The 22875-nt window shown below is 70.2% G+C and carries 23 protein-coding genes and 1 pseudogene; 6 read left to right on the top strand and 18 right to left on the bottom strand.

What is annotated here, in order from left to right:
* Positions 1–105 precede the first annotated feature (105 nt).
* Positions 106–810 (bottom strand): cytidine deaminase, encoded by a 705-nt coding sequence (locus tag ACLQ25_RS20170; protein ID WP_425732353.1) that lies wholly within the window; start codon positions 808–810, stop codon positions 106–108.
* A 376-nt stretch (positions 811–1186) separates the two neighbouring features.
* Positions 1187–1522 carry a hypothetical protein gene (locus ACLQ25_RS20165; RefSeq protein WP_425732352.1) on the bottom strand — a complete coding sequence of 112 codons (336 nt, stop codon included), beginning with the start codon at positions 1520–1522 and terminating at the stop codon, positions 1187–1189.
* Positions 1523–1769: 247 nt separating this feature from the next.
* Here ACLQ25_RS20165 and ACLQ25_RS20160 point away from each other — a divergent pair, with 247 nt between their 5' ends.
* Positions 1770–2579, top strand: coding sequence for a helix-turn-helix domain-containing protein (locus ACLQ25_RS20160; protein ID WP_425732351.1), 810 nt, complete (start codon positions 1770–1772; stop codon positions 2577–2579).
* The gene (locus ACLQ25_RS20155) at positions 2576–2770 is read left to right on the top strand and encodes a DUF397 domain-containing protein (protein ID WP_425732375.1); all 195 of its coding nucleotides are present in this window, start codon (positions 2576–2578) and stop codon (positions 2768–2770) included. The genes ACLQ25_RS20160 and ACLQ25_RS20155 overlap by 4 nt, the downstream gene beginning before the upstream one ends.
* A gap of 200 nt (positions 2771–2970) precedes the next feature.
* Here ACLQ25_RS20155 and ACLQ25_RS20150 read toward each other — a convergent pair whose 3' ends face one another.
* The 5 genes from ACLQ25_RS20150 to ACLQ25_RS20130 all read right to left on the bottom strand — a co-directional run bounded on the left by ACLQ25_RS20150 (position 2971) and on the right by ACLQ25_RS20130 (position 9161).
* On the bottom strand, positions 2971–4248 hold the full coding sequence (locus ACLQ25_RS20150) for an ABC transporter permease (protein WP_425732350.1): 1278 nt from the start codon (positions 4246–4248) through the stop codon (positions 2971–2973).
* Between the two features lie 3 nt (positions 4249–4251).
* The gene (locus ACLQ25_RS20145) at positions 4252–5604 is read right to left on the bottom strand and encodes an ABC transporter permease (protein ID WP_425732349.1); all 1353 of its coding nucleotides are present in this window, start codon (positions 5602–5604) and stop codon (positions 4252–4254) included.
* A complete protein-coding gene (locus ACLQ25_RS20140) occupies positions 5601–7220 on the bottom strand; it encodes an ABC transporter ATP-binding protein (protein WP_425732374.1) in 1620 nt (539 codons plus the stop codon). The genes ACLQ25_RS20145 and ACLQ25_RS20140 overlap by 4 nt, the downstream gene beginning before the upstream one ends.
* Before the next feature lie 247 nt (positions 7221–7467).
* Entirely contained in the window at positions 7468–8535 is a 1068-nt protein-coding gene (locus tag ACLQ25_RS20135) for a BMP family lipoprotein (protein ID WP_425732373.1), read from the bottom strand.
* A gap of 278 nt (positions 8536–8813) precedes the next feature.
* Complete coding sequence (locus ACLQ25_RS20130) at positions 8814–9161, bottom strand: hypothetical protein (protein ID WP_425732348.1); 348 nt, start codon at positions 9159–9161, stop codon at positions 8814–8816.
* A gap of 140 nt (positions 9162–9301) precedes the next feature.
* On the opposite strand from ACLQ25_RS20130, the gene ACLQ25_RS20125 reads away from it, so the two are divergent.
* Both ACLQ25_RS20125 and ACLQ25_RS20120 read left to right on the top strand, forming a co-directional pair.
* The gene (locus ACLQ25_RS20125; RefSeq protein ID WP_425732347.1) at positions 9302–10366 is read left to right on the top strand and encodes a LacI family DNA-binding transcriptional regulator; all 1065 of its coding nucleotides are present in this window, start codon (positions 9302–9304) and stop codon (positions 10364–10366) included.
* Positions 10363–10533, top strand: coding sequence for a hypothetical protein (locus ACLQ25_RS20120; protein ID WP_425732378.1), 171 nt, complete (start codon positions 10363–10365; stop codon positions 10531–10533). The genes ACLQ25_RS20125 and ACLQ25_RS20120 overlap by 4 nt, the downstream gene beginning before the upstream one ends.
* Before the next feature lie 270 nt (positions 10534–10803).
* Here ACLQ25_RS20120 and ACLQ25_RS20115 read toward each other — a convergent pair whose 3' ends face one another.
* The 6 genes and pseudogenes from ACLQ25_RS20115 to ACLQ25_RS20090 all read right to left on the bottom strand — a co-directional run.
* Positions 10804–11241, bottom strand: coding sequence for a hypothetical protein (locus tag ACLQ25_RS20115; RefSeq protein ID WP_425732346.1), 438 nt, complete (start codon positions 11239–11241; stop codon positions 10804–10806).
* A gap of 86 nt (positions 11242–11327) precedes the next feature.
* A complete protein-coding gene (locus ACLQ25_RS20110; RefSeq protein ID WP_425732345.1) occupies positions 11328–11705 on the bottom strand; it encodes a GntR family transcriptional regulator in 378 nt (125 codons plus the stop codon).
* Positions 11706–11713: 8 nt separating this feature from the next.
* Positions 11714–12637 (bottom strand): YhjD/YihY/BrkB family envelope integrity protein, encoded by a 924-nt coding sequence (locus ACLQ25_RS20105; protein ID WP_425732344.1) that lies wholly within the window; start codon positions 12635–12637, stop codon positions 11714–11716.
* Between the two features lie 79 nt (positions 12638–12716).
* Entirely contained in the window at positions 12717–13286 is a 570-nt protein-coding gene (locus ACLQ25_RS20100) for a 2'-5' RNA ligase family protein (protein WP_425732372.1), read from the bottom strand.
* Between the two features lie 26 nt (positions 13287–13312).
* Complete coding sequence (gene trpS, locus ACLQ25_RS20095) at positions 13313–14338, bottom strand: tryptophan--tRNA ligase (RefSeq protein WP_425732343.1); 1026 nt, start codon at positions 14336–14338, stop codon at positions 13313–13315.
* Between the two features lie 117 nt (positions 14339–14455).
* Positions 14456–15502 (bottom strand): annotated as a pseudogene (locus ACLQ25_RS20090) (hemolysin family protein); the annotation flags it as partial.
* A 224-nt stretch (positions 15503–15726) separates the two neighbouring features.
* Here ACLQ25_RS20090 and galE point away from each other — a divergent pair.
* Together galE and galK are read left to right on the top strand one after the other, a co-directional pair.
* Complete coding sequence (gene galE, locus ACLQ25_RS20085; RefSeq protein WP_425732371.1) at positions 15727–16656, top strand: UDP-glucose 4-epimerase GalE; 930 nt, start codon at positions 15727–15729, stop codon at positions 16654–16656.
* A 54-nt stretch (positions 16657–16710) separates the two neighbouring features.
* Positions 16711–17880, top strand: coding sequence for a galactokinase (gene galK, locus ACLQ25_RS20080; RefSeq protein ID WP_425732342.1), 1170 nt, complete (start codon positions 16711–16713; stop codon positions 17878–17880).
* Positions 17881–18139: 259 nt separating this feature from the next.
* Here the strand turns inward: galK and ACLQ25_RS20075 are convergent, their stop codons facing one another.
* The 5 genes from ACLQ25_RS20075 to ACLQ25_RS20055 form a co-directional block, all read right to left on the bottom strand.
* Entirely contained in the window at positions 18140–19453 is a 1314-nt protein-coding gene (locus tag ACLQ25_RS20075; RefSeq protein ID WP_425732341.1) for a sulfate adenylyltransferase subunit 1, read from the bottom strand.
* A complete protein-coding gene (cysD, locus tag ACLQ25_RS20070; RefSeq protein ID WP_425732340.1) occupies positions 19453–20364 on the bottom strand; it encodes a sulfate adenylyltransferase subunit CysD in 912 nt (303 codons plus the stop codon). The genes ACLQ25_RS20075 and cysD overlap by 1 nt, the downstream gene beginning before the upstream one ends.
* Before the next feature lie 65 nt (positions 20365–20429).
* Positions 20430–21260 carry an inositol monophosphatase family protein gene (locus tag ACLQ25_RS20065; RefSeq protein WP_355048961.1) on the bottom strand — a complete coding sequence of 277 codons (831 nt, stop codon included), beginning with the start codon at positions 21258–21260 and terminating at the stop codon, positions 20430–20432.
* Positions 21261–21395: 135 nt separating this feature from the next.
* Positions 21396–21986: an aminoacyl-tRNA hydrolase gene (gene pth / locus ACLQ25_RS20060; protein WP_425732339.1), complete on the bottom strand. Its 591-nt coding sequence runs from the start codon at positions 21984–21986 to the stop codon at positions 21396–21398.
* Positions 21987–22076: 90 nt separating this feature from the next.
* Positions 22077–22775, bottom strand: a complete 699-nt coding sequence (locus ACLQ25_RS20055) for a 50S ribosomal protein L25/general stress protein Ctc (protein WP_396801028.1) — start codon at positions 22773–22775, stop codon at positions 22077–22079.
* Between the last annotated feature and the right edge of the window lie 100 nt (positions 22776–22875).

Below are 22875 nucleotides of genomic sequence, written 5' to 3'. Positions count from 1 at the left end.
CGCGGGGCGGGGCGGCGGGGGGGGGGGGGGGGGCCCGCCGGGCCGGGGTGGGTTATACCCCCGGCCCCGCGGGGGGGGGCCCCGGTGGCCCCTCGCCCCCCAACCTCAACCCCAACGAACCGGAATCTCAGCCGGCGGCTCCCCCTCGCCGGCCCAGAAGATCGTGCCGGTCTCGTCCACCACGACGACCCGGGGCGTCCGGGCCATTCCCCAGGTGATCGCCTCGGCGGGATCGTCCCAGCTCGGCGCCTCCTCCAGCACACCGGTCTCGGCGTCCGCGTCGTCCCCGGCCGACCGCTCCCAGTACGCCGTCCAGACCTGCTGCCCGGCGGACATGTCCGGATGCACGAAGACGGTGCCGCGACCGCGCCAGGCGGCCAGCCGCTCCGGGACGACCGGCACCGGCGTCTCACCGGTGACCGCCTCCAGGTCCTCCACGCCAAAGGCGTGCGGCAGCAGCTCGGCCATCCGCAGCGGGCGGGTCTTCGTCTCGATGAGGCACTCCGGGCCGCCGTTCTCCCAGAGCAGTTGCCGGCACCGGCCGCACGGCATCAGCGGCTCGCCGGTGGCGTCGACGCAGGAGAGCGCGACGAGCCGACCGCCACCGGTGGCGTGCAGGCTGGACACGACTCCGCACTCGGCGCAGAGGGTCACCCCGTACGCGGCGTTCTCCACGTTGCATCCGACCACCACACGACCGTCGTCGACCAGCGCGGCCGCGCCGACGGGAAAGGTCGAGTACGGGGCGTACGCGTGCCGCATCGCCTCAACGGCGGCAGCGCGCAACCGCGCCCAGTCAATGTCGGTCATGCCGCCATTCTGCCCAAGCAGCCCAGGTCAGAAGCGGGCAGGGCCGCCTCCCCGACCTCGGCTACCCACGGCCAGGAGGGGTGCACGGTGATCAAACTGCCGCGCTGCCACTGCGTTGGGCGGAGCGGCCGTTCGTCAACCTGGCGCCGCCTCGCCGATCATGGAGTTGTGGTGGGCAACGAAACGCCCATAAATTGCCAATCCGGGCACCACAACCCCATGATCGTCGCGCCCCACACTGCCCCTGCACGGCGATCTTGCGGTTTCTGTCCCGACATAAGGTGCATTCCACTCATGTGGACAACAGAAACCGCAAGATCGTCGCGATCTTGTTATCCACCACCACGCACGTGATCGAGGTCGGAAGGGCGGGGCATTACCGATCTTCAACGATCGGCCTGCGGTACGGACCCCAGGCCACGAAGCGATCGAACAACTCGCGTGGGCTTGGACCGTCGTGGGGGTTCAGGTGGTAAAGGTCCCGGCTCGCCTCGTAGTACATGCCCGCCAGGTAGATGGCCAGGCCCTGCATGTTGTCGTCGAACTCGGCCTTGAGTCGCAGCCGGGCCTCGGCGCAGGGCCACGGCTGGCCATCCGCTCGACAGAACCAGATCGGGCGCAGCGGAGTGTGCGGGGGCCGCGCGCCGTACTCCCTCGGGCGGTCGGGCTTCGGTCCGGCGAGGGGTGGCGGTGCCTGAGCGCTGAGGCCCATCGCTTCAACTCCTGACTGTGGTTCACGATCTCCGCGATCGGGTGCGTAGTCGGCGATCGGTAACCCGAAGCCATTCATCGGCCGTGCTCGTTAGCGGCGGTGGGGCTGGCGTCTCGGCACCGCGCCTTCACAGTCTGGTTAGGACCGGACTACCTTCGATACGTGCTCACGCTGATCGAGCTGGACAGACACGCTAAGTGAGAGCGGCGAGCAGTGCGCCGACGAGGTTGAGCAGGAATGAGGGGCCATGAGCAGCGTGATCGGATACGTGGTTTCGGAGCTGCGCCTGCTGCGCACTCAGCTCGCGTTGAGCCAAGAAGACTTCGGTAGGACGATCGGCTACTCGGCGTCCCACGTCAGCTCCGTCGAAACTGGCGGGCGCCCGCCCACAACTGAATACGCCTTGGCCGTGGACCGGACGCACGATCCACTCTGCGACGGCGGGAAGGGCGGCCGCTTCACACGCATGCTCAGGGAGCTGTCCAAAGTCGATCCCGAGTGGCTGCGCGAGTGGATCGAGTGGGAGCAAGAAGCCACTCTGCTGCGGTGGTACGAGCCGGCCTGGGTGCCCGGCCTGCTCCAGACCGAGGCGTACGCACGAGCGACGTTGGCACACAACCTGCTCACCACCGACCAGATGGAGCAGCGTGTCGCGTCGCGCCTCGGACGCCAGGCGATCCTCGCCAGCGATCGCCTGGTCCAGTTCGTCGCAGTGATCGACATAATGGTGCTGCGGAGGCCAGTAGTCGGTCGTCCTGACGTCATGCCCGAACAACTGGCCCACCTGGCGAAGATGGGCGAGCTGCCCCACGTACAAGTACTCGTGGTGACCGAGGATGCCGGTCTCTACCCTGGCTTGCAGGGCGGATTCATCCTGGCGACCCAGGCCGACGGCTCGGTGATCGCCCATCTTGACCACCAGGCGCGAGCACAGATAGTCAACGGCGCCGATGACCTTGCTACCCTCCACGGAACGTGGGAGACGATCAGAGGCGAAGCTCTCTCCCGCAGGCAGTCACTCGAAATGATCAAGGAAGTGGCGCAGAAATGGACATGACCGGTGCCCGGTGGCACACCTCGACTCGCTCTGGGTCCAACGGCGGGTCGTGCGTAGAGGTGGCCGACAACCTGCCCGGCGTCGTGCTGGTGCGGGACACGAAAGACCGCGATGGTGGCACCCTCAGCTTTGACCCGCAGACGTGGCAATCGTTCGTCAGCCTGGCCAAGCAGATCGGCCCCCTTGACTGACGAGTCAGAGCGCAGAGCGGCCCTTCAGCGAAATGCTGAGGGGCCATCTTCGTACTCGGTCGTCCTCCACAAGACGAACGGTGCAGCGTCTGCGCTGCGCACCACTTCGACGACGTACCCAAGGATGGTGTTGGTGGGCGCGGACGGCGACCACCGCGTCGCGCCCGGCGGGAGAGTCCCGCCGGGCACGCCTGCTGGTGTCAGCCCTTGATGTACGGCTTGCCGTCGGCGGCGGGCGCCCGGACCCGGCCGACCAGCCCGGCGACCGCCAGGATCGTCGCCAGGTAGGGCAGCATGGCCAGGAACTGGCTGGGGATCGAGCTGTTGATCGCGCTCAGGTAGGTGGCGAGCTGGTCGGCGAAGCCGAAGAAGAGCGCGGCGAGCAGCGCCCCGGTCGGGTTCCACCGACCGAAGATGAGCGCGGCCAGCGCGATGAAGCCCTTGCCGCCGATCATGTTCTTGGTGAACGAGTAGAGCGCCAGCGTGTACGACGCTCCACCGATACCGGCCACCACACCGGCCAGCAGCACGTTGCGGTAACGCAGCCGGAGCACCTTGACGCCCAGCGTGTCGGCGGCGATCGGGTGCTCGCCCACCGACCGGGTCCGCAGCCCCCACCGGGTACGGAACAGCCCGATGTGGATCACCAACACCAGCAGCAGGCCCAGGTAGAGGAAGATGTTGCCGCGGAACAGCGCCGGACCGAGCACCGGGATGTCCTTGAGCAGCGGGATCTCCCAGTTGCTGAAGCGCGGCGCGCTGTTGTACTTCTCCGCGTCGGTCTGCATCAGCCGCTCGTAGAGGAAGCCGGTGACGCCGACCGCGAGCAGGTTCAGCACGATGCCCATGACGACCTGGTCCACCAGGTAGCGGATGGCGAAGACGGCCAGCAGCAGCGAGATGAACGCGCCACCGATGGCGGCGGCGACCAGGCCCACCCAGACGCTGCCGGAGAGGCTGCCGAACAGGGCGCCGCTGAACGCGCCCATCAGCAACTGCCCCTCAATGGCCACGTTGACCACGCCGGACCGCTCGCAGAGCACCCCGGCGAGCGCGCCGAAGATCAACGGCAGGGCCAGGATGAACGTGCCCCGGATGATGTTGACCAGCGGCATGAAGTTCTGCCCGGTCGGCGCGGCGGAGACCTGCCAGCAGAGGAAGGAGAGCACGAAGGCGACCAGCCCGACGCCGAGCACCGGCAGGAACCAGCGCTTCGGCACCCCGGCGAGCAGGGCCGCGCCAGCGGCGATCGCGATGATCCCAAACAGGATAGCGCCGATCGTGCCGTTGATCTCCAAGGCGGCGCCGGCCGCGTCGTCGCTGAGCGTGAAACGGGCCTGCTGGTCGGTGGCGAGCGCCCCGAACAGCACCGCCGCCAGCAGGCCGAGCGACAGCAGCGTGAGGCCGACCTTGCGGGTCCGGGTCCAGAAACCCTCGTCGACGCCGACCGCGACGTCGGGGACAGCCATGGTGGACATGCGTTACCAGCCCTTCGCCAGGCTCGTCTGCAACCGGGCGGCCCGTGCGGCCCGGAGCTGGAAGATCGCCTTCACCAGGGCGGGTGCGGCGATGAAGATGACGATCAGCGCCTGGAGCACGGTCACCAGCTCCAGCGAGATGCCGGAGTACGACTGCATCCGGTTACCGCCGGCCTGGAGCGCACCGAACAGCAGCGCGGCGAGCAGCACTCCCCACGGCTTCACCCGGCCCAGCAGCGCCACCAGGATGCCGTCGAAGCCGATCTGCGCGACCACCAGCGGGGTCAACGCACTGGCGGTGGAGCCGAGCACCATGTTCGAGCCGCCGAGACCGGCCAGGATCCCGGAGAAGACCATGATCAGGATGTACGTCCGGGTCACGCTGATGCCGGCCGTCCGCGCGGCGTCCGGGTTGGCGCCGACCGCCCGCAACTCGAAGCCGAGGGTGGACCGGTTGAGCAGCCAGGCGACCGCCCAGGTGGCCAGCACGGCGAGCAGAATGCCGGCGTGCACCCGCAGGTTGTCACCGAGCAGACGGGGTAGCTGCGCGGAGGTGTCCACCGCCTTGCTGATCGCGTCGGTCCGGGTCGGGTCCTGCACGCCGTTCTGCACGATGAGCCAGGTCAGGAAGTACGTGGCGACGTAGTTGAGCATGATCGTGTTGATCACCTCGTGGGCGCCCGCGCGGGCCTTGAGGATGCCCGGGATGAAGCCCCAGATCGCCCCGCCCAGCGCGCCGGCGAGCACCGCCACCAGCAGGTGCAGGCCGGGCGGCAGTGGCAGCAGGAAGCCGGCCAGTGCGGCCAGGATGACGCCGATGGTCGCCTGACCCTGCGCGCCGATGTTGAACAGGCCGCCACGGAAGGCCAGCGCCACCGCCAGGCCGGTGAAGACCAGCGGCGCGGCGTACGTCAGCGTCTCGGAGATCGGCGCGAGCACGGCCTGCCAGCCGTTGCTGCCGTTCACCCAGCCGGAGAACGCCTCGGGGTCGAAGATCGAGCCCTTGAACAGGTTGGCGTACGCCTCGCTCACCAGCGTCCAGCTCGAACTGAACGCGTCCGAGGGGCGGGCGGTGATGTAGGTGTAGGTGTGCAGCACGTCCGGGTCGGAGACGACCATCAGCACCGCGCCGACGACGATCGCCAGCACCAGCGACAGCAGGGTCACCGTGAAGGTGTTGGCCGCCCAGAGGTTGTCCAGGAAGAGCCGGCCCAGGGACGGCTTCGGCTCCGGCGTCTTCTCCGTCGTGGTCGTGCCGGCCCGCTCGGTGTTGCCAAGGGCGTTCTGCGCCGCCTGCGCCTCGCTCGCCGGCTCCTTGTCCGGAGAGCCCGACTGCGGATTGGGGTTGGTGGTCATGCCTCGTCCTCGCTCGCGGGGCCGTCGGCGCGCGCCGGACCCCCGTCGGCCGCGCCACCAGCGGTAGCCGTGCCGGGCTGGGCTGCGGTGCCGGCGGTGGTCGCGTCGGGCACGGCCGGCGTGCCGGTGGGGGCCGCATGGGGCTCGGCCGGCGTGCCCGCGCCCGCCGCGTCCGGGTGGATGCCGGCCATCAACAGACCGATCTCCTCACGCGGGGTGTCCGGGCCGACGATGCCGATGATCCGTCCGCGGTACATCACCGCGATCCGGTCGGCCAGCCCGACCACCTCGTCCAGCTCGCTGGACACCACCATCACGGCGGTGCCGATGTCCCGCTCGTGGATGATCTGGCTGTGGATGAACTCGATCGACCCGACGTCCACGCCACGGGTGGGTTGGGCGGCGATGAAGAGCTTCAGCGGCCGGGACAGCTCCCGCGCCACGATCACCTTCTGCTGATTGCCACCGGAGAGGGTGCCCACCGCCGCGTCCGCCGATGAGGTGCGAACGTCGAACTGCTCGATCCGCTCCCGGGCCGACGACGCGATGGCGTCGGGCTTCAGGGCGAGCCCGCTACCGAAGGGTGGCCGGTCGTAGATGTCCAGAACCAGGTTCTCGGCGACGCTGAACTCCTTGACCAGGCCGTCCACGCTGCGGTCCTCGGGCACATAGCCGACGCCGGCCCGGAGCACCCGCTTGGGCGTCCAGCCGTCGATCCGGTCACCGCCCAGGCTGACCGTGCCGGCGAGCACCGGGCGCAGACCCATGATCGCCTCGATCAGCTCCGTCTGGCCGTTGCCCTGCACGCCCGCCACGCCGAGCACCTCGCCCGCCCGTACGGTCAGGTCCACGCCGTCGACCGCCCGGATCTGCCGGTCGTCGTCGACGACCAGCCCGGCCACCTCCAGCACCGGCTCGCCCGGCGTGGCCGGCGACTTCTCGACCGTGAGGCGCACACTGCGGCCCACCATCAGCGCGGCCAACTCGTCGCGGCTGGTCTCCGGCGAGGCCGTGCCGACCGTCTTCCCGCGTCGGATCACCGTGATCCGGTCGGCGATCGCCTTGACCTCGCCCAGCTTGTGGGTGATGAAGACGATCGACTTGCCGGCCGCCTTGAGCGACCGCATGACCGTCAACAGTTCGTCGGTCTCCTGCGGGGTGAGCACCGCGGTCGGCTCGTCCAGGATGAGCAGGTCGACGTCGCGGGTGAGGGCCTTGACGATCTCCACACGCTGCTGGATGCCGACCGGCAGGTCCTCGATCACCGCGTCGGGGTCGACCCGCAGGTTGTAGCGCTCGGACACCTCCGTGACCTCGCGCCGGGCCCGCCGCCGGTCCAGGAAGCCGGCGATTCCGCCCCGGACCTGCTCCGCACCGAGCATGATGTTCTCGGCGACGGTGAACACCGGCACCAGCATGAAGTGCTGGTGCACCATGCCGATCCCGGCCGCGATGGCGTCGGACGGCCCCTTCAGCCGCAGCGGCGTACCGTCGACCAGGATCTCGCCCTCGTCGGGCTGGTACAGCCCGTAGAGCACGTTCATCAGGGTCGACTTGCCCGCGCCGTTCTCGCCGAGCAGGGCGTGAATCTCTCCAGGCTCCACCGTCAGATCGATGTGGTCGTTGGCGACCAGATCACCGAACCGCTTGGTGATGCCGCGCAGTTCGAGTCTCAGCGCAACCTCCTGGAGTGCGAGCGATGGTGCAGCCTAGCTGCCGTCGAACGGGCCGGAACGCCTGGCCGACGCGGTGCGCGATCGGCCGCTCCGACCCCCACGGTCACCGCGGGGCCGAAGCGGCCGATCGGTCGTACCTGTGCCCACCGACCTCTCCGATGATCTCACCGGAGAGGTCGGCTGGACGTCACTTGGTCGGCTGGGCCTTCGAGGTGACGGTGATGGTGCCGGCGGCGATGTCCGCCTTGATCTTGTCGACCTCGGACTTCAGCTCGGCCGGAACCTTGCCGTCGAAGTCGTGGTACGGGGCGATCGAGACACCGGTGTTGGCCAGGGTGCCGACGAAGCCCGGGTTGGCCTGCAGCTTCTCGCCACCGGCGGCCTTGACCACGGCCTCCTTGACGGCCTCCGGGATGTTCTTCACCACGGTGGTGATGATCGCGGCGCAGTCCGGGGTGCTCTCGCAGCCGTCGACGTCCACCCAGATGGTGTTGTACTTGCCGCCCGAGGCCTTGGCCGCCGCGGTGGTGCCGAGGCCGGAGCCGCCGGCGACCGGCATGATGATGTCCGCGCCCTGGGCGACCAGCGCGTCGGAGACCTTCTTGCCCTCGTCCTGCTTGGCGAAGTCGTTGGTGAAGGAGCCCTTCTGGGTCTCCTTGTTCCAGCCCAGCGCCTGGACGTTCTTCTTCTTGGTGGTGTTGTAGTACGCCACGCCGTCGACGAAGCCGTCCATGAAGATCGTCACCGGCGGGATCGGCAGACCACCGTAGGTGCCCACCTTGCCGGACTTGCTCATCCCGGCGGCGAGGTAACCGGCCTGGAACGCGGCCTGGGCGGTGTCGAACTGCATCGGGTAGACGTTGGCGTCACCCGGCTTGGCGTCGACGATGCCGAACTGCTGGTTCGGGTTCGCCTTGGCGATCTTGGAGGTGGCGTTCGCCATCAGACCGCCGACGGCCAGGATGAAGTCGCACTTCTGGTTGACGTACTGCGTCAGGTTGGGCTCGTAGTCGGCCTCGGCCTTCGACGCGACGTACTTGATGTCGATGTTGTCGTTGGCGGCCTTGGCCTCCTGAAGGCCCTTCCAGGCCGAGGTGTTGAACGACTTGTCGTCGATGCCGCCGACGTCGGTCACCATGCAGGCGCTGAACTTCTTGGCGCCACTGCCGGCGTTCTTGTCATCATCCGGGGCCTGGCCACACGCGGCAGCGGTGAGCACGAGCCCACCTGCCGCGAGGATCGAGGCGATCCGCATCCCACGCACCGAGCGCAAGACGTCTCCTTCCCATTGCACACCGCGCCTAGTGCGGTGGCAGCCCATCAGCCGACCTGCGGGTGTGCCGCCGGCTGTCCCACGTTACGGACGGGAGCGTACGCCCGCGCCCACCCACCGGCCGACAATCGTGCACGACTGTTGAGTGCCTGTTACCCGGGTGTAACCCTTGCGTGGGGCACATCACTCTTCGTGCTGCTAACCGAGCCCCAAGGTGTCGCCGAAGTCCGGTTTCCGGGGGGCGGTTCCCCCCTCGGACGCTACCGCCAAAAGACCGCCACCGCCGCGTTCACCAGGGTCAGGCCGACGATCGCGAGGAAGTGGCCGCGGTTGACCACGTCCCGCTTACGGGAGAAGAAGACCATGACGAAGATCAGCAGCGCGATCACCAACTTCGTCACAAGTTTCGCCGGCGACGGTTCGTCGTCACCGCCGCCGCGCAGAGGCGCGGAGAGCCCGAGGCCGGTCAGCAACTGGATCACGGCGCCCCAGAGCATGGCGGGGTTGATCCGCAGCTTCCCGCTGACGTACTGGGCGATCGAACCGCCGAGCAGCAGGGCGAAGCCGATGAGATGGACATAGAGGAGGATGAGTCGCAGTGCTTCCACGCCGCCCATCCTCCCCTATCAACGACACTTTGTAGTAGTGGGGCCGGCCGGTCGGCGCGTCGCCGCCCTCGCACGTTCGGGACACGGCAATCGTTGCTGCTGATGCAAGGGCATCCGGGGAGCCGCGCAAGAACTTGCCGGTGGGCTACAGTGCCGCCATGCGCGCTCGACTGTCTGACATCGCCCAACAGGCCGACGTCAGCGAGGCCACGGTGTCGCGGGTGCTCAACGACCGCCCAGGTGTGGCACCGGAGACCCGGCAGGTCGTTCTCACCGCGCTCGACGTGCTCGGCTACGAGCGCCCTGCGCGACTGCGCAAGCGCAGCGCCGGCCTCGTCGGCCTGGTGGTGCCGGAGCTGGACAATCCGATCTTCCCGGCGTTCGCGCAGGTCATCGAGTCCACACTGGCGCAGAGTGGTTTCACCCCGGTGCTCTGTACGCAGACCGCCGGCGGCGTGACCGAGGACGAATACGTGGAGATGCTGCTGGACCGGCAGGTCTCCGGGATCGTCTTCGTCTCCGGCCGGCACGCGGACACTGCCGCCAACCACGACCGCTACCGGGCGCTGATCGCCCGGCCGCTGCCGGTCGTGATGATCAATGGGTACGTCCCCGACGTCGCCGCGCCCTTCGTCTCCTGCGACGACCGGGAGGCCGCCGACCTAGCGGTGGCCCACCTCGTCGCCCTGGGGCACCGGCGGATCGGCCTGATCACCGGCCCGGACCGGTTCGTGCCGGTGCGGCGCAGGGTGGCCGGCTGGCGGGCGGCGATGACCCGGCTGGCCGGCGTCGCCGAGGCCGATCTCGCCCCCCTGGCCGAGCTGACACTGTTCGGTGTGGAGGGTGGCGAGGCGGCAGCCGGCCGGCTGCTCGACCGTGGTGTCACCGGGCTGGTCTGCGGCTCCGACCTCATGGCGCTCGGTGCGGTGCGGGCGGCCCGGCACCGCGGTCTGTCCGTTCCGGGCGACCTCTCGGTGGTCGGCTACGACGACTCGCCGCTGATGGCCTTCACCGACCCGCCGCTGACCACCGTGCGGCAACCGGTGATCGCGATGGCGGTCGCCGCGGTCCGAGCCCTGGTGGACGAGATCAACGGGCACGGCGCCCCGCACTCCGAGTACCTGTTCCGCCCCGAGTTGGTCGTCCGCAGCTCCACCGCTGTGGCCCCCGCCACCGTGCGGCTTCCTTACGCAAGGTCTGCTTGACTCTTGCACCTGCGCGCAGCGCGGGTGACACCGTGCTGACCTGCGTCGTCAACCTCGGCGCAGCGCCCGTGGCACTCGACGGGTACGGCACGCCCCTCGTGGCGAGCGCGCCGCTCACCGACCAACTGTTGCCCGTCGACGCGGCCGCCTGGTTCGAACGGCGCTGAGCGGGTAAGCCAATCTCGACCTGGTCGTCCGTCGTGCCCCGCGCCAACGGGCGACTGGGCTGCCGACCCCTTGTGGTGGGGGGTGAGGTGCACCGGCGCCACGCGGAACGGATTCCGCGCGGCGCCGGTGTCCGTGTGACGCCCGTGGCGCGTCCCGTCGCCATCGTGAGGCGCTGACCCGCCGCGTCACTTCGCGGTGAGCTGACCCGCCGCGTTACTTCGCGGTGAGCTGACCCGCCGCGTTACTTCGCGGTGAGCTGACCCGCCGCGTCACTTCGCGGCGAGCAGCGCCGCGATCCGGGTGAAGCCGGCGCGCACCTCGGCCTCGTCCGGCGGCTCGGCGGGCTCGCCGTGCCCCGCCTCGTCGGCTGCGGCGTCCAACTCCTCGTCGATCACGTCCTCGAAGTCTCCGTACAGGTCGGCCCCCTCGACCTGCCGGGCCTCGTCCTCGGCGGCCACCTGCGCGGCGGCGATCTCGCTGCGGATCTCGTCGGCCGACAGCGCCGGCAGCAGCGGTTCCACCACGGCCATCAACTGCTCCTCGGCCACCACCGCCTCGGCCAACGCCAACGCGTGCGGCCGTTCGTACGGCCCGCAGACCACCGGCTCCCACTCGTCCAGGTCACCGAGCGGCCCGAAGGTGATGATCCACGGCAGGCCGAGCATCGGCGAGTCGGCCGGCAGGTCCAGTGTCATGAGTGCGCCCACGGGCTCATCATGGTCCGCGAACGTGAGCGCCGGTGCCGTTCTGTTCAGTTACCGCCCGTCCGGCGGTCGATGAGAGGCCGGTCGGCTCAGTCGTGCCGGGTGGCGTCCAGGGCGGCCCGCACGAGAGCGACAGCACGGTCCGGGGTCACGCCGAGCCGCCGCGCCTCGGCGGCGTAGTTGACGGCGAACCGGTGCAGCCGGTCGACGGCGTCGTCCCGCCCGGGCGCGACGAAGGTGCCGTTGCGTCCCCGGGTCTGCAACAGGCCGGCCGCCTCCAGCTCCCGGTAGGCCCGCGCCACCGTGTTCGCGGCCAGTCGCAGGTCGGCCGCGAGCTGCCGGACGGTGGGCAGGCGGCTGCCCACCGGCAACCGGCCGTCGCCGATCAGCTCGGCGAGCTGCACACGCACCTGCTCGTACGGCGGCACCGGCGAGTCCTGGTCGACGGTGATCAGCACGTCGGACATCTCCACCCTCACCCCGCACCGCCCGGAGCGCCGGGATCGGTGTCCTCGTCGACATCCACTGCGGGGGCGGCCTCCGCCAGGTCTACCACGCGCCCACTCCGGCTGGTCGCGAGCAGCGCCGCGCCGAACAGCACCAGTTGGTTCAGCAAATAGAGGTAGAGCAGCAGACCGACCGCGCCGGCCACCACGGTGTACGCCGGGTTCCGCTCGGTGCGCACCACGTAGTACCGCCCGAGCGTGTTGAGCAGCGTGATGCCGACCGCGACCAGCAGCACCACCGGACGCAGCCGGGACCGGCTCATCCGCAGCCGGGGCACCGCGAGCAGCAGCGCGGTGGCGAGCACCGCGTTGACCAGCACGCTGAGGACGGCGCTGACGGTGGTCAGGCCGACCGACCCGGTGCTGCGCAGCAGGAAGCGCAGCAGAGATTCCAGCGCGTCCACCGCCGCCACGGAGAGACCGAGCAGCACGAAGATGCCGATCATCACCCCGAGGTCGACCAGCCGCCGGACCACGAGGTTGCCGGGCTGTTGGTTGAGCGCGTACATGAGCCGCTGCGAGGAGCGGATCGCCTCCACCCAGCCGATGCCGGTGAACACGAGGATGACCAGGCCGACCACACCGACCGTGCCGCTGGAGTTCGCGATCTGCTGCGCGTCCAGGAACGGCAGGTTCTCCTTCAGAAACCCGGTCGCCGCCTCGCTGACCTCGTCGTTGTCCTCCAGGATCGCGCCGAAGACGGAGTACGCGACCAGGGCGAGAGCGAAGACGGCGAAAAAGCCGTAGTACGCGATCGCCGCGGCGAGCCTTCCTGCCAACACGTCGGCGTAGAGCGTCCCGGCACGCCACACGTGGTCGAACAGGCCGGACCGGGCACGCGCGGCACCCACCCAGCGGTCGATGCCCGCCTCGATCCGGCCGATCACGTTCACGCGATCATCCTCGCCGATCTCCCGCCGCCGTCCCGGCAACCAGTACAAGACCGCTCGCCATCCGGCGCGCCGCCGAACGTCAGTCGCCGAGGCGGAAGTCCCGGCGGGGCTGCCACCGGGCCGGCCCACTGTGCGAGAACAGGGTGAACGCGTCGACCTCGAACATCGCGGAGAAGTCGGCCAGATCCTCGTACACCTTGTCCAACGCCTCCGGAGCGACGTCATGCGCGACGGTGACGTGCGGATGGTACGGGAAGCGGGTCTGGCGGTGCAGACCCGGCGCGGCCGCGATGGCCGCGGCCAGCAACTCGCATTCGCTGATGCCGGCGGCCACCGCGACGAACACCACCTGCGTCACCGGCCGGAACGTGCCGGTCCCCCGCAGGTGCAGCGTGAACGGCAGATGCGCGGCGGCCACGGCGGCGAGGTGCCGCTCGATGCCCGGCAGCACGTCGGTCGGGATCTCGGTCGGACCGAGCAGCGTCACGTGCGCGGGCACCGCGAGGGGGTCACCCGCCTCGACCCGTCGCCGGGTGAGCTGCGCTCCCCACGGCTCCGGGATGTCCACCGCGATGCCGATCTGCACGGTGTCGCCCGGCGGGGGCACCCCACCACTGCGATCCACGCTCCGTGCCGCCACGTCGGCCACCGATTCGCCCACCCGTCCCCGCAGCGCTATTCGCCGCGCACCGGCGGGAAGAAACCGACCCGCTCGTACGCGGACCGCAGCGTCGCGCCGGCCACGGACCGGGCCTTCTCCGCCCCGGCGGCGAGCAGCTTGTCCAGTTGGGCGGGGTCGTCGAGGTACGTGCGCGTGCGCTCCTGGATGGGACGGACGAACTCCGCCACCACCTCGGCCAACTCCTTCTTGAGATCGCCGTAGCCGCGGCCGGCGAACGCGGACACCAGGTCGTCGATGCCCCGTCCGCTGAGCGCCGAGTAGATGGTCAACAGGTTGGACACGCCCGGCTTGGTCTCCGCGTCGAAGACGATCTCCCGGCCGGTGTCGGTCACCGCGGAGCGGATCTTCTTCGCCGAGCGGGCCGGGTCTTCCAGCAGGTCGATGATGCCGGCCGGCGAGGACGACGACTTGGACATCTTGGCCGTCGGGTCCTGTAGGTCGGTGATCTTCGCGGTGTCCTTCACGATGTGCGGCGCGGGGATCGTGAACGTCGCGCCGAACAGCGAGTTGAACCGCTGGGCCAGGTCGCGGGAGAGTTCCAGGTGCTGACGCTGGTCCTCGCCGACCGGCACCGCGTTGGCCTGGTAGAGCAGGATGTCGGCGGCCTGCAGGACCGGGTAGGTGAACAGCCCGACGCTGGCCCGCTCGTTGCCCTGCTTCTGCGACTTGTCCTTGAACTGCGTCATCCGGCTGGCCTCGCCGAAACCGGTGATGCAGCCGAGTACCCACGCCAACTGCGGGTGCTCGGGCACCTGCGACTGTACGAACAGGGTGCTGCGGTCCGGATCGATACCGACGGCGAAGAGCTGGGCGGCCGCCACCCTGGTCCGCTGGCGCAGCACCGCCGGATCGTGACCGGCGGTGATCGCGTGCAGGTCCACCACGCAGTAGAACGCGTCGTGGGTGTCCTGCAGGGCCACCCAGTGCCGCACGGCTCCCAGGTAATTGCCGAGGTGGAACGAGTCGGCCGTCGGCTGGATGCCGGAGAAGACGCGGGGTCGCTCGGTAACGTCGGGCATGACGATAATTCTGTCAGCAAGCATGCGGAGCCGTCATGACGGGCCGGCGCGTCGGCCCCGGCCAGCCGGTGTCGGGGCGCTGACCTCGCGTGGCCCGCTCGTCCCCGGCCGTGGGCCCGGCCCGACCGCGGTGCCCCGCTGCTGTCTCGCCGCGCCCCGGTCCGCCTCGCGCTGATGGCCGACGGCGGGATCGCGCCGCTGCTCCGGCATCCGGGCCGCCGTCACCGCGAGCCGGGCGACCCGGCGTCCGTCCAGGGCCAGCACGCGCAGGAGCCAACCGTCGGCCGGTGCCGCCGGATCGGGCCCGCCGCCGTCGGACGGCTCGCCGGGCACCGGCACCTCGTCGCCGGTCAGCGGCAGGCGGCCCAGGGCGGCCATCACGTACCCGCCGACGGTCTCGTACGGACCGGCGGGGAGCGCCACACCGGTCCGCTCGGCGAAGTCGGCGAGGTTGAGCCGGCCGTCGACCACGGCCGGCAGGCCGGCGTGGCTCGGGTCGGACGGCCTGCCGTACCCGTCGTGGATCTCTCCGACGAGTTCCTCGATCAGGTCCTCCAGGGTGACGATGCCGGCGGTTCCGCCGTACTCGTCGACCACCACCGCCAGGTGGTGCCCTTCCCGGCGCATCTCGGTCAGCGCGGCCAGGACCCGCTTGCTCCCCGGCACCTGCTTGACCTCGCGGGTCAGCTCGCCCACGGTGGCGCAGGGGTCGGCGTCCGGACGGAGCAGCACGTCCCGCAGGTGCACGAACCCGACCACGTCGTCCTGGGTGCCGTCGGTGACCGGGTAGCGGGAGTGCGTCTCGGCCCGCACCAGCCGGGCGGCCTCGGCGATGGTCAGCCGGGCCGGCAGGAAGACCACCTCGGTGCGGGGCATCATCACCTCGCGGACGAGACTCGCCCCGGCCACCAGCACCTCGTCGATGATCCGCCGCTCGTCCGGGTCGAGCACCGTGTTGACCGCGACGAGGTCCCGCAGCTCGGCCTCGGAGATGCGTTCCCGGCCGGCCGCCGGGCCGGTACCGAGCAGATCGGTGACGAGGCGGGTCGCGCCGTCGGCGGTACGCACCAGCACCCGGGCGACGGCCCGCGCGAGCGGACCGGGGTCACGGCGCGACCGTTGCCGTACCCGCCGCCGGAGCCCGGAACGGGCTGCTTCCCGCATGAAAGAGATGGTAGACACCGGGTGCCCACCGCACCGGAGATGTTCGGCTCTGTTTAAACGTGAGAGATTATGATGGAATGGCGTGCGGCGCGATCCACACCGCTCCCGAGCGCCGCCGTAGGGTGATCACCAAGGGCCACGTCCCGGCGGGCCAGGCAGGAGGCAACGACGTGAAACTGCTCGTCACCGGGGGTGCCGGCTTCATCGGGAGCGTGGTGACCCGGATGCTGCTCGACGCCGGCCACCAGGTCGTCGTCCTGGACGACCTGCGCACCGGTCACCGCGAGGCGCTCGCTCCGGACGCGACGCACGTCGAGGCGTCCATTCACGACGCCGCCCAGGTCCTCACCCCCGACGCCGGCTTCGACGGGGTGCTGCACTTCGCCGCCCTCATCGCCGCCGGCGAGTCGATGGTGAAACCGGAGCTGTACTGGGAGAACAACACGGTCGGCACGCTCGCCCTGATCAACGCGGTCCGGGCCGCCCGGGTGCCCCGGATGGTCTTCTCCTCCACCGCCGCCGTGTACGGCAACCCCACCGAGCTGCCGATCACGGAAACCGCGGTCAAGGCGCCCACCAACACGTACGGCGCCACCAAGCTCGCGGTCGACATGGCGCTCACCTCCGAGGCCGACGCGCACGGGCTGGCCGCCGTGTCCCTGCGCTACTTCAACGTGGCCGGCGCGCACCTCGACGGCGACGTCGCGCTCGGCGAGCGACACGACCCGGAGACGCACCTCATCCCGATCGCCCTGGAGGTCGCCGCCGGCCGGCGGGAGAAGCTCCAACTCTTCGGCGACGACTACCCGACCGTGGACGGCACCTGCGTACGCGACTACATCCACGTCGTCGACCTCGCCCGCGCGCACCTGCTCGCGCTGGACACCGCCACCGCGGGTCAGCACCGCATCTACAACCTCGGCAACGGAAACGGCTTCACCAACCGCCAGGTGGTCGACGTGGTCCGCGAGGTCACCGGCCACCAGCTTCCGGTCGAGGTGGCGCCGCGCCGCGAGGGTGACCCGGCCGAACTGGTCGCCTCCTCCGCGCTGGCCCGTGACGAGCTGGGTTGGGTGCCGCGCAAGCCCACCCTGCACGACATGGTCAGCGACGCCTGGGCCTTCTACCGCGCACACGTCCTGGAGCAGTCGTGAGCGCGAGGAGTGCGCCGGGTGTGCGAGCCCCGCAGTGGCGAACGAGGAGGCACCATGACCAGCCCCACCGGTGACGTCGCCGAGCGGGCCGCCGCCGGCTTCACCGACCAGTACGACACCTCGGCCGCCGGCCTCTGGGCCGCGCCCGGTCGGGTCAACCTGATCGGCGAGCACACCGACTACAACGACGGGTTCGTGCTGCCGTTCGCGCTCCCCATGCGTACCGTGGTCGCCGCCGACCGGCGGGACGACGAACGCTGGACGGTCTGGTCCGAGCTCTCCGGCGAGACGATCACCTTCGACGCGGACGACGTGGCCGAGCCCGGCCGGGTGACCGGCTGGGGCGCGTACGTGGCCGGGGTGGTCTGGGCGCTGCGCGACGCCGGCCACGCGGTGCCCGGCGCCCGGCTGGCCATCGCCTCCGACGTGCCGCTGGGTTCCGGGCTCTCCTCGTCGGCCGCGCTCGAGTCCGCGGTGCTCGCCGCCCTGCTCGACCTCGCGGGGCTGGAGTTCCCCGCCGAGCGGCAGCCCCGGCTGGCGCAGCGGGCGGAGAACGTCTACGTGGGCGCGCCGACCGGCATCATGGACCAGTCCGCGGTGATCCGCTGCCGCGCCGGGCACGCGCTCTTCCTCGACTGCCGGGACGAGTCCGTCGAGCAGATCCCGTTCGACCTGGACGCCGCCGGGCTGACCGTGCTGGTCGTCGACAGCCGCGCGCCGCACCGGCACGCCGATGGTGAGTACGCCGCCCGCCGCCGCTCCTGCGAGGCCGCCGCCAAGGCACTCGGAGTGCCGGCGCTGCGCGACGTGGCCGTCGATGACCTCGACGCCGCCCTGGCCCGGCTCGACGACGCCGAGACCCGCCGCCGGGTCCGGCACGTGGTCACCGAGGACCAGCGCGTGCTCGACACCGTCGCGCTGTTGCGCGCCGGCCGGGTCCGGGACATCGGCCCGCTGCTCACCGCCTCGCACGTCTCGATGCGCGACGACTTCGAGATCACCGTGCCGGAGATCGACACGGCGGTCGAGGCGGCTCTGTCGGCCGGCGCGTTGGGCGCGCGCATGACGGGCGGCGGATTCGGTGGCTGCGTCCTCGCCCTGGTCGAGACCGACCGCATCGAAGCGGTGGCCGATGCGGTCAGGATCGCCTACGCCGAGCGCAATTACACGGCCCCCACCACGACCCCGGTCCTGCCTTCCCCCGGAGCAACCCGCCTGCGCTAACCCACCCCACCCCACCCCACCCCACTCCGGGCGTTCCGGGCGGTCGACGCGGTGATCAAGAGATTTGCGTCAGAATCCGCGCGATTCCTGACGCGAACCTCTTGATCACCGGCGAGGTCGGTGGCGGGGTCGGTGGCGGGGACGGAGGGGGCGGCGGGATGATCGTGCTTGTTCATGGAAGTAGTGGCCTCCCTGTTCGGGGAGACCACTACTTCATGGAACGGGCGCGATCTTGGGGGCGCGGTGCGCGGGCGTGCGGTTAGGCGGCTTCGACGATCATGGCGGCGCCTACCGTGCGGTTGGTGGTCTCGTCGATGATGACGAAGCCGCCGGTCGTACGGTTGCGGCGGTACTCGTCGGCCAGCAGCGGCACCGTCGTGCGCAGCCGGACCCGACCGATCTCGTTGAGCCGCAGCTCGTCCGCCGACTCGTCACGGTGCAGCGAGTTGATGTCCAACCGGTAGTGCAGCCCGCGCACGATCGCCCGTGCCGAACGGGTGGTGTGCTTGATGGCGTACCGGCCACCGACCCGCAGCGGGGCCGTCTCGTCCATCCAGCAGACCATCGCCTCGATGTCCTGGGCGACGGCGGGCGCGTTGTTCGGCCGGCAGATCATGTCGCCCCGGGAGATGTCGATCTCGTCGGCCAGCCGTACCGTCACCGACATGGGCGGGAACGCCTCCGCGACCGGCCCGTCGGCGGTCTCGACGGCGGCGATCCGGCTGGTGAAGCCGGACGGCAGCACCATCACCTCATCGCCCGGCTTGAGCACGCCCGAGGCGACCTGACCGGCGTAGCCGCGGTAGTCGGTGACCGTGGTCGACTGCGGACGGATCACGTACTGCACCGGGAACCGGACGTCGACCAGGTTGCGGTCACTGGCGATGTGCACCCGCTCCAGGTGGTGCAGCAGTGACGGGCCCTCGTACCAGGGCATGTTGTCCGACCGGGAGACGATGTTGTCGCCGCGCAACGCGGAGACCGGCACCACGGTCAGGTCCGGTACGTCGAGCTTCGCCGCGAACGCGGTGAACTCGTCGGCGATCCGCTCGTAGACCTCCTGCGACCAGTCGACCAGGTCCATCTTGTTGACGCACAGGACCAGGTGCGGCACCCGCAGCAGCGAGCACAGGAACGCGTGCCGCCGGGACTGCTCGACCAGGCCCTTGCGCGCGTCCACCAGGATCAACGCCAGGTCGGCCGTGGAAGCGCCGGTGACCATGTTCCGGGTGTACTGGATGTGCCCGGGAGTGTCCGCGATGATGAACTTGCGCCGGGGCGTGGCGAAGTAGCGGTACGCCACGTCGATCGTGATGCCCTGCTCCCGCTCGGCGCGTAGGCCGTCGGTGAGCAGCGCGAGGTTGGTGTACTCGTCGCCCCGGGCCGCGCTGACCGCCTCCACCGCTGCCAACTGGTCGGTGAAGAGCGACTTGGTGTCGTACAGCAGCCGGCCGATCAGGGTCGACTTGCCGTCGTCCACGCTGCCGGCGGTCGCGAACCGCAGCAGGTCCATCGCCCGCGCCTCCGGACCGGCTCCGGTAACGGCTGCGGACGCCAGTGTCTCGGTGCTCATCAGAAGTAGCCCTCCCGCTTACGGTCCTCCATGGCGGCCTCGCTGACCCGGTCGTCACCACGGGTCGCGCCCCGCTCGGTGATCCGGGTGGCCGCCACCTCCTCGATGACCTTCTCCACGGTGTCCGCGTCCGAGCGGACCGCCGCGGTGCAGGAGGCGTCGCCGACGGTGCGGTAACGCACCTGGGCCTTGAACCGCTCCTCGCCGGCGCGTGGCCGGAAGAACTCGTTGACCGCGTAGAGCATGCCCTCGCGCTCGATCACCTCACGCTCGTGCGCGTAGTAGATCGACGGCAGCGGGATGCGCTCGCTGGCGATGTAGTGCCAGACGTCCAGCTCGGTCCAGTTGGACAGCGGAAAGACCCGGATCGACTCGCCCGGGTGGTGCCGGCCGTTGTAGAGCGACCACAGCTCCGGACGCTGGTTCTTCGGGTCCCACTGGCCGAACTCGTCGCGGAAGCTGAACACCCGCTCCTTGGCCCGCGCTTTCTCCTCGTCCCGGCGGGCACCACCGAACAGCGCGTCGAAGCGGTGCTTCTCGACCGCGTCCAGCAGCACGGGCGTCTGGATCCGGTTGCGCATGCCGTCGCCCGACTCCCGGACCAGCCCGCGGGTCAGGGCCTCCGGCACGCTCGCCACCACGAGCTGCAACCCCAGCTCGGCGACCCGCTGATCGCGGTATTCCAGCACCTCGGGGAAGTTGTGCCCGGTGTCGACGTGCATCACGGGGAAGGGGATGTTGGCCGGGGCGAACGCCTTCTGCGCCAACCGCAGCATGACGATCGAGTCCTTGCCGCCGGAGAAGAGCAGCACCGGACGTTCCATCTCGGCGACAACCTCACGCATCACGAAGATGCTCTCCGCCTCAAGGGCGTCCAGGTGGGAGACCCGGTAGGCCGCGGGGGAGGTCATGACACTCGCTCGCTCATCCGATTTCCAGACCTTTCCGGTCGGACATGTCAAGAAGTGCGCTCAGGCTACCCGGAATGCCTCTGCAGCGCTGCAAGCAACCGGCTGGCGAGATCCTTGCGACAGACCAGCAGGTCCGGCAGGCGCGGATCCGCCTCGTTGTATCGAAGCGCAGAACCGTCGATCCGGGAAGCGTGCAGTCCGGTGGCCGTCGCCACAGCCACCGGCGCCGCCGAGTCCCACTCGTACTGCCCGCCGGCATGGATGTACGCGTCCACCTCGCCGGTCACCACCGCAGCGATCTTCGCGCCGGCGGAACCCATCGGCACCAGGTGCGCGCCCACATCCTCGGCCAGATCGGTGAGGAACACCGGCGGTCGACTCCGACTCGCCGCCAGCCGGATCTTGCGCTCACCAGCGGTCGCCGCCTCGACCGTCATCGGCGGGTACGCCGGCGGATAGTCGGTGCCCAGCACCCGGTGCTGCGCCGGCAACCCCACCGCACCGGCGACCAGCCCGTGCGGGCTCGGCGCGCTCCGGGCCCAGAGCGCCACGTGCACCGCCCAGTCCGAGCGGCCCTCCTCGGCGAACTCCCGGGTGCCGTCCAACGGATCGATGATCCAGACCCGGTCCGCGGTCAGCCGGGACACCGCCCCCGCGTTCACCTCCGCCGCCCAGGCCAACCGCGAGCCCTCGTCCTCCTCGGAGAGCACCGCGTCCCCCGGCCGCCACCGCGCCAACTCCGTGCGGATCAGGTCGTGCGACACCTTGTCCCCGGCCGACTTCAGCGCCCCGGTGTCCGAGAAGCCCATCTCCGTCCGCAGGTCCAGCAGCGCCTGACCGGCCCGGGAGGCCAACCACCGGGCGAACGCCCCGTCGATCATCGGAGGACTGCCCATCTGCCCGCTCCCGTCGCCTCGCCGCGGCCCGTGCCCGCACGCACCGATCGGCCGCGACCCGCGTCGCCGGTCACGGCACGCCGAAAGGCGCAGACTACCGGCCCGGCGTTTCCAATCCGGTACGCACCGCCCGACTCAACCCCCGTGATACAGGTTCTGGGTCGGCTCCACGCCCTTGACGATCACCGACTCCACCACGTCGGCAGCCCGGTCCACCAGGAAATCGAGCTCCTTGCGTTCCGCCGCGCCGAAATCCGACAGCACGAAATCCGCCGGATCCTGCCGCCCCGGCGGGCGACCCACCCCGAACCGCACCCGGACGTAGTCCTTCGTGCCCAACGATTTCGACATCGACCGCAGGCCGTTGTGCCCGCCCTCGCCGCCACCGAACTTGATCCGCACCTGGCCGAACTCGATGTCCAGCTCGTCGTGCACCGCGACCACCTGCGCCGGGGGCACCTTGTAGAACTGCGACAGCGCCGCCACCGGCCCACCGGAGAGGTTCATGTACGTCAGTGGCCTCACCAGCACCAGCTTCGGACCACCGAAGCCCAGCCGCCCCTCCGCGACCTCGGCCACCGCCCGCTTATGCCGACCGAACCGCGCGCCGACACGCCCCGCCAGCAGCTCAGCCACCATGAAACCGACATTGTGCCGGTTCCCGGCGTACTCCCGTCCCGGGTTGCCCAGGCCGACCACCAGCCACGGTCCCGCCTCGTCCGTCACGACCCGCCCCTTAAACGTCTGCGCCGACTCCCGATACACCGACAGGCGCCCCCGAAGCTCGGGGACGCCTGTCAGCAGAGTACGAACCGATCAGGCCTCGGTACGCGCCTCGGTGTTCTCGTCGCCCTCGGCGGCCGGGGCGGCGTCCGCACCCTCGGAGCCCTCGGTGGTCTCGCCGACCTCGGCCTCGGCCTCGTCGGTAGCCGTCTCGACCTCGGGCAGCGTCGCCTCGAGCTGCTCCGCCGTCGGCGCGGCGGTCACCGAGGCGACCGGCAGCTCCGAGTCGGCGGCCAGCTCCACGCCGGAGGGCAGCTCGACGTCGGCGGCGGTGATCGTGGTGCCCGCCTCGGCGCCCTCGATCGACGCCTCCAGGTGGTCCGGCACCTTGGTGGCGTCGGCGGTCACCGAGAGGGTGTCGTGGTCGTGCACGATCAGGGTGTCCTTCGCGGCCTCGCCGGTCAGCTGGACCGGGACCTCGACGGTGACCTTCTCGCCGCGGCGGACCAGCAGCAGGTCCACGTGCTCGAAGGTGTCCTTGATCGGGTCACGCTGGATCGCCTTCGGCAGCGCCAGCACCTGGGTGCCGTCGGTGATGTCGATCGCGAAGAGCTGGTTGGCACCACCCTTGCGGATCGCGGCGGCGAACTCCCGCGACGGCAGCGCGATGTGCTTGGGCTTCTCGCCGTGGCCGTACAGCACGGCGGGCACCTTGCCGGCCCGGCGGGTACGACGGGCACCACCCTTGCCGAACTCGGTGCGGGGCTCGGCGCTGATCTTTACCTCGGACACGGGGAAACTCCTGATGCTTCGCTGCGGCGGCTTGTCGTCTTGCGGTGCTGGGGCGAGGGGCTCGCTGGGGCTCATGCGTCATGAACGACTGCCCGGAGCA

Source organism: Micromonospora sp. DT44, assembly GCF_049841635.1.
In the GTDB taxonomy this organism is placed as follows: domain Bacteria; phylum Actinomycetota; class Actinomycetes; order Mycobacteriales; family Micromonosporaceae; genus Micromonospora.
Note: the sequence above shows the minus strand (reverse complement) of the source record. Positions and strands in the feature narration are given on the sequence as shown.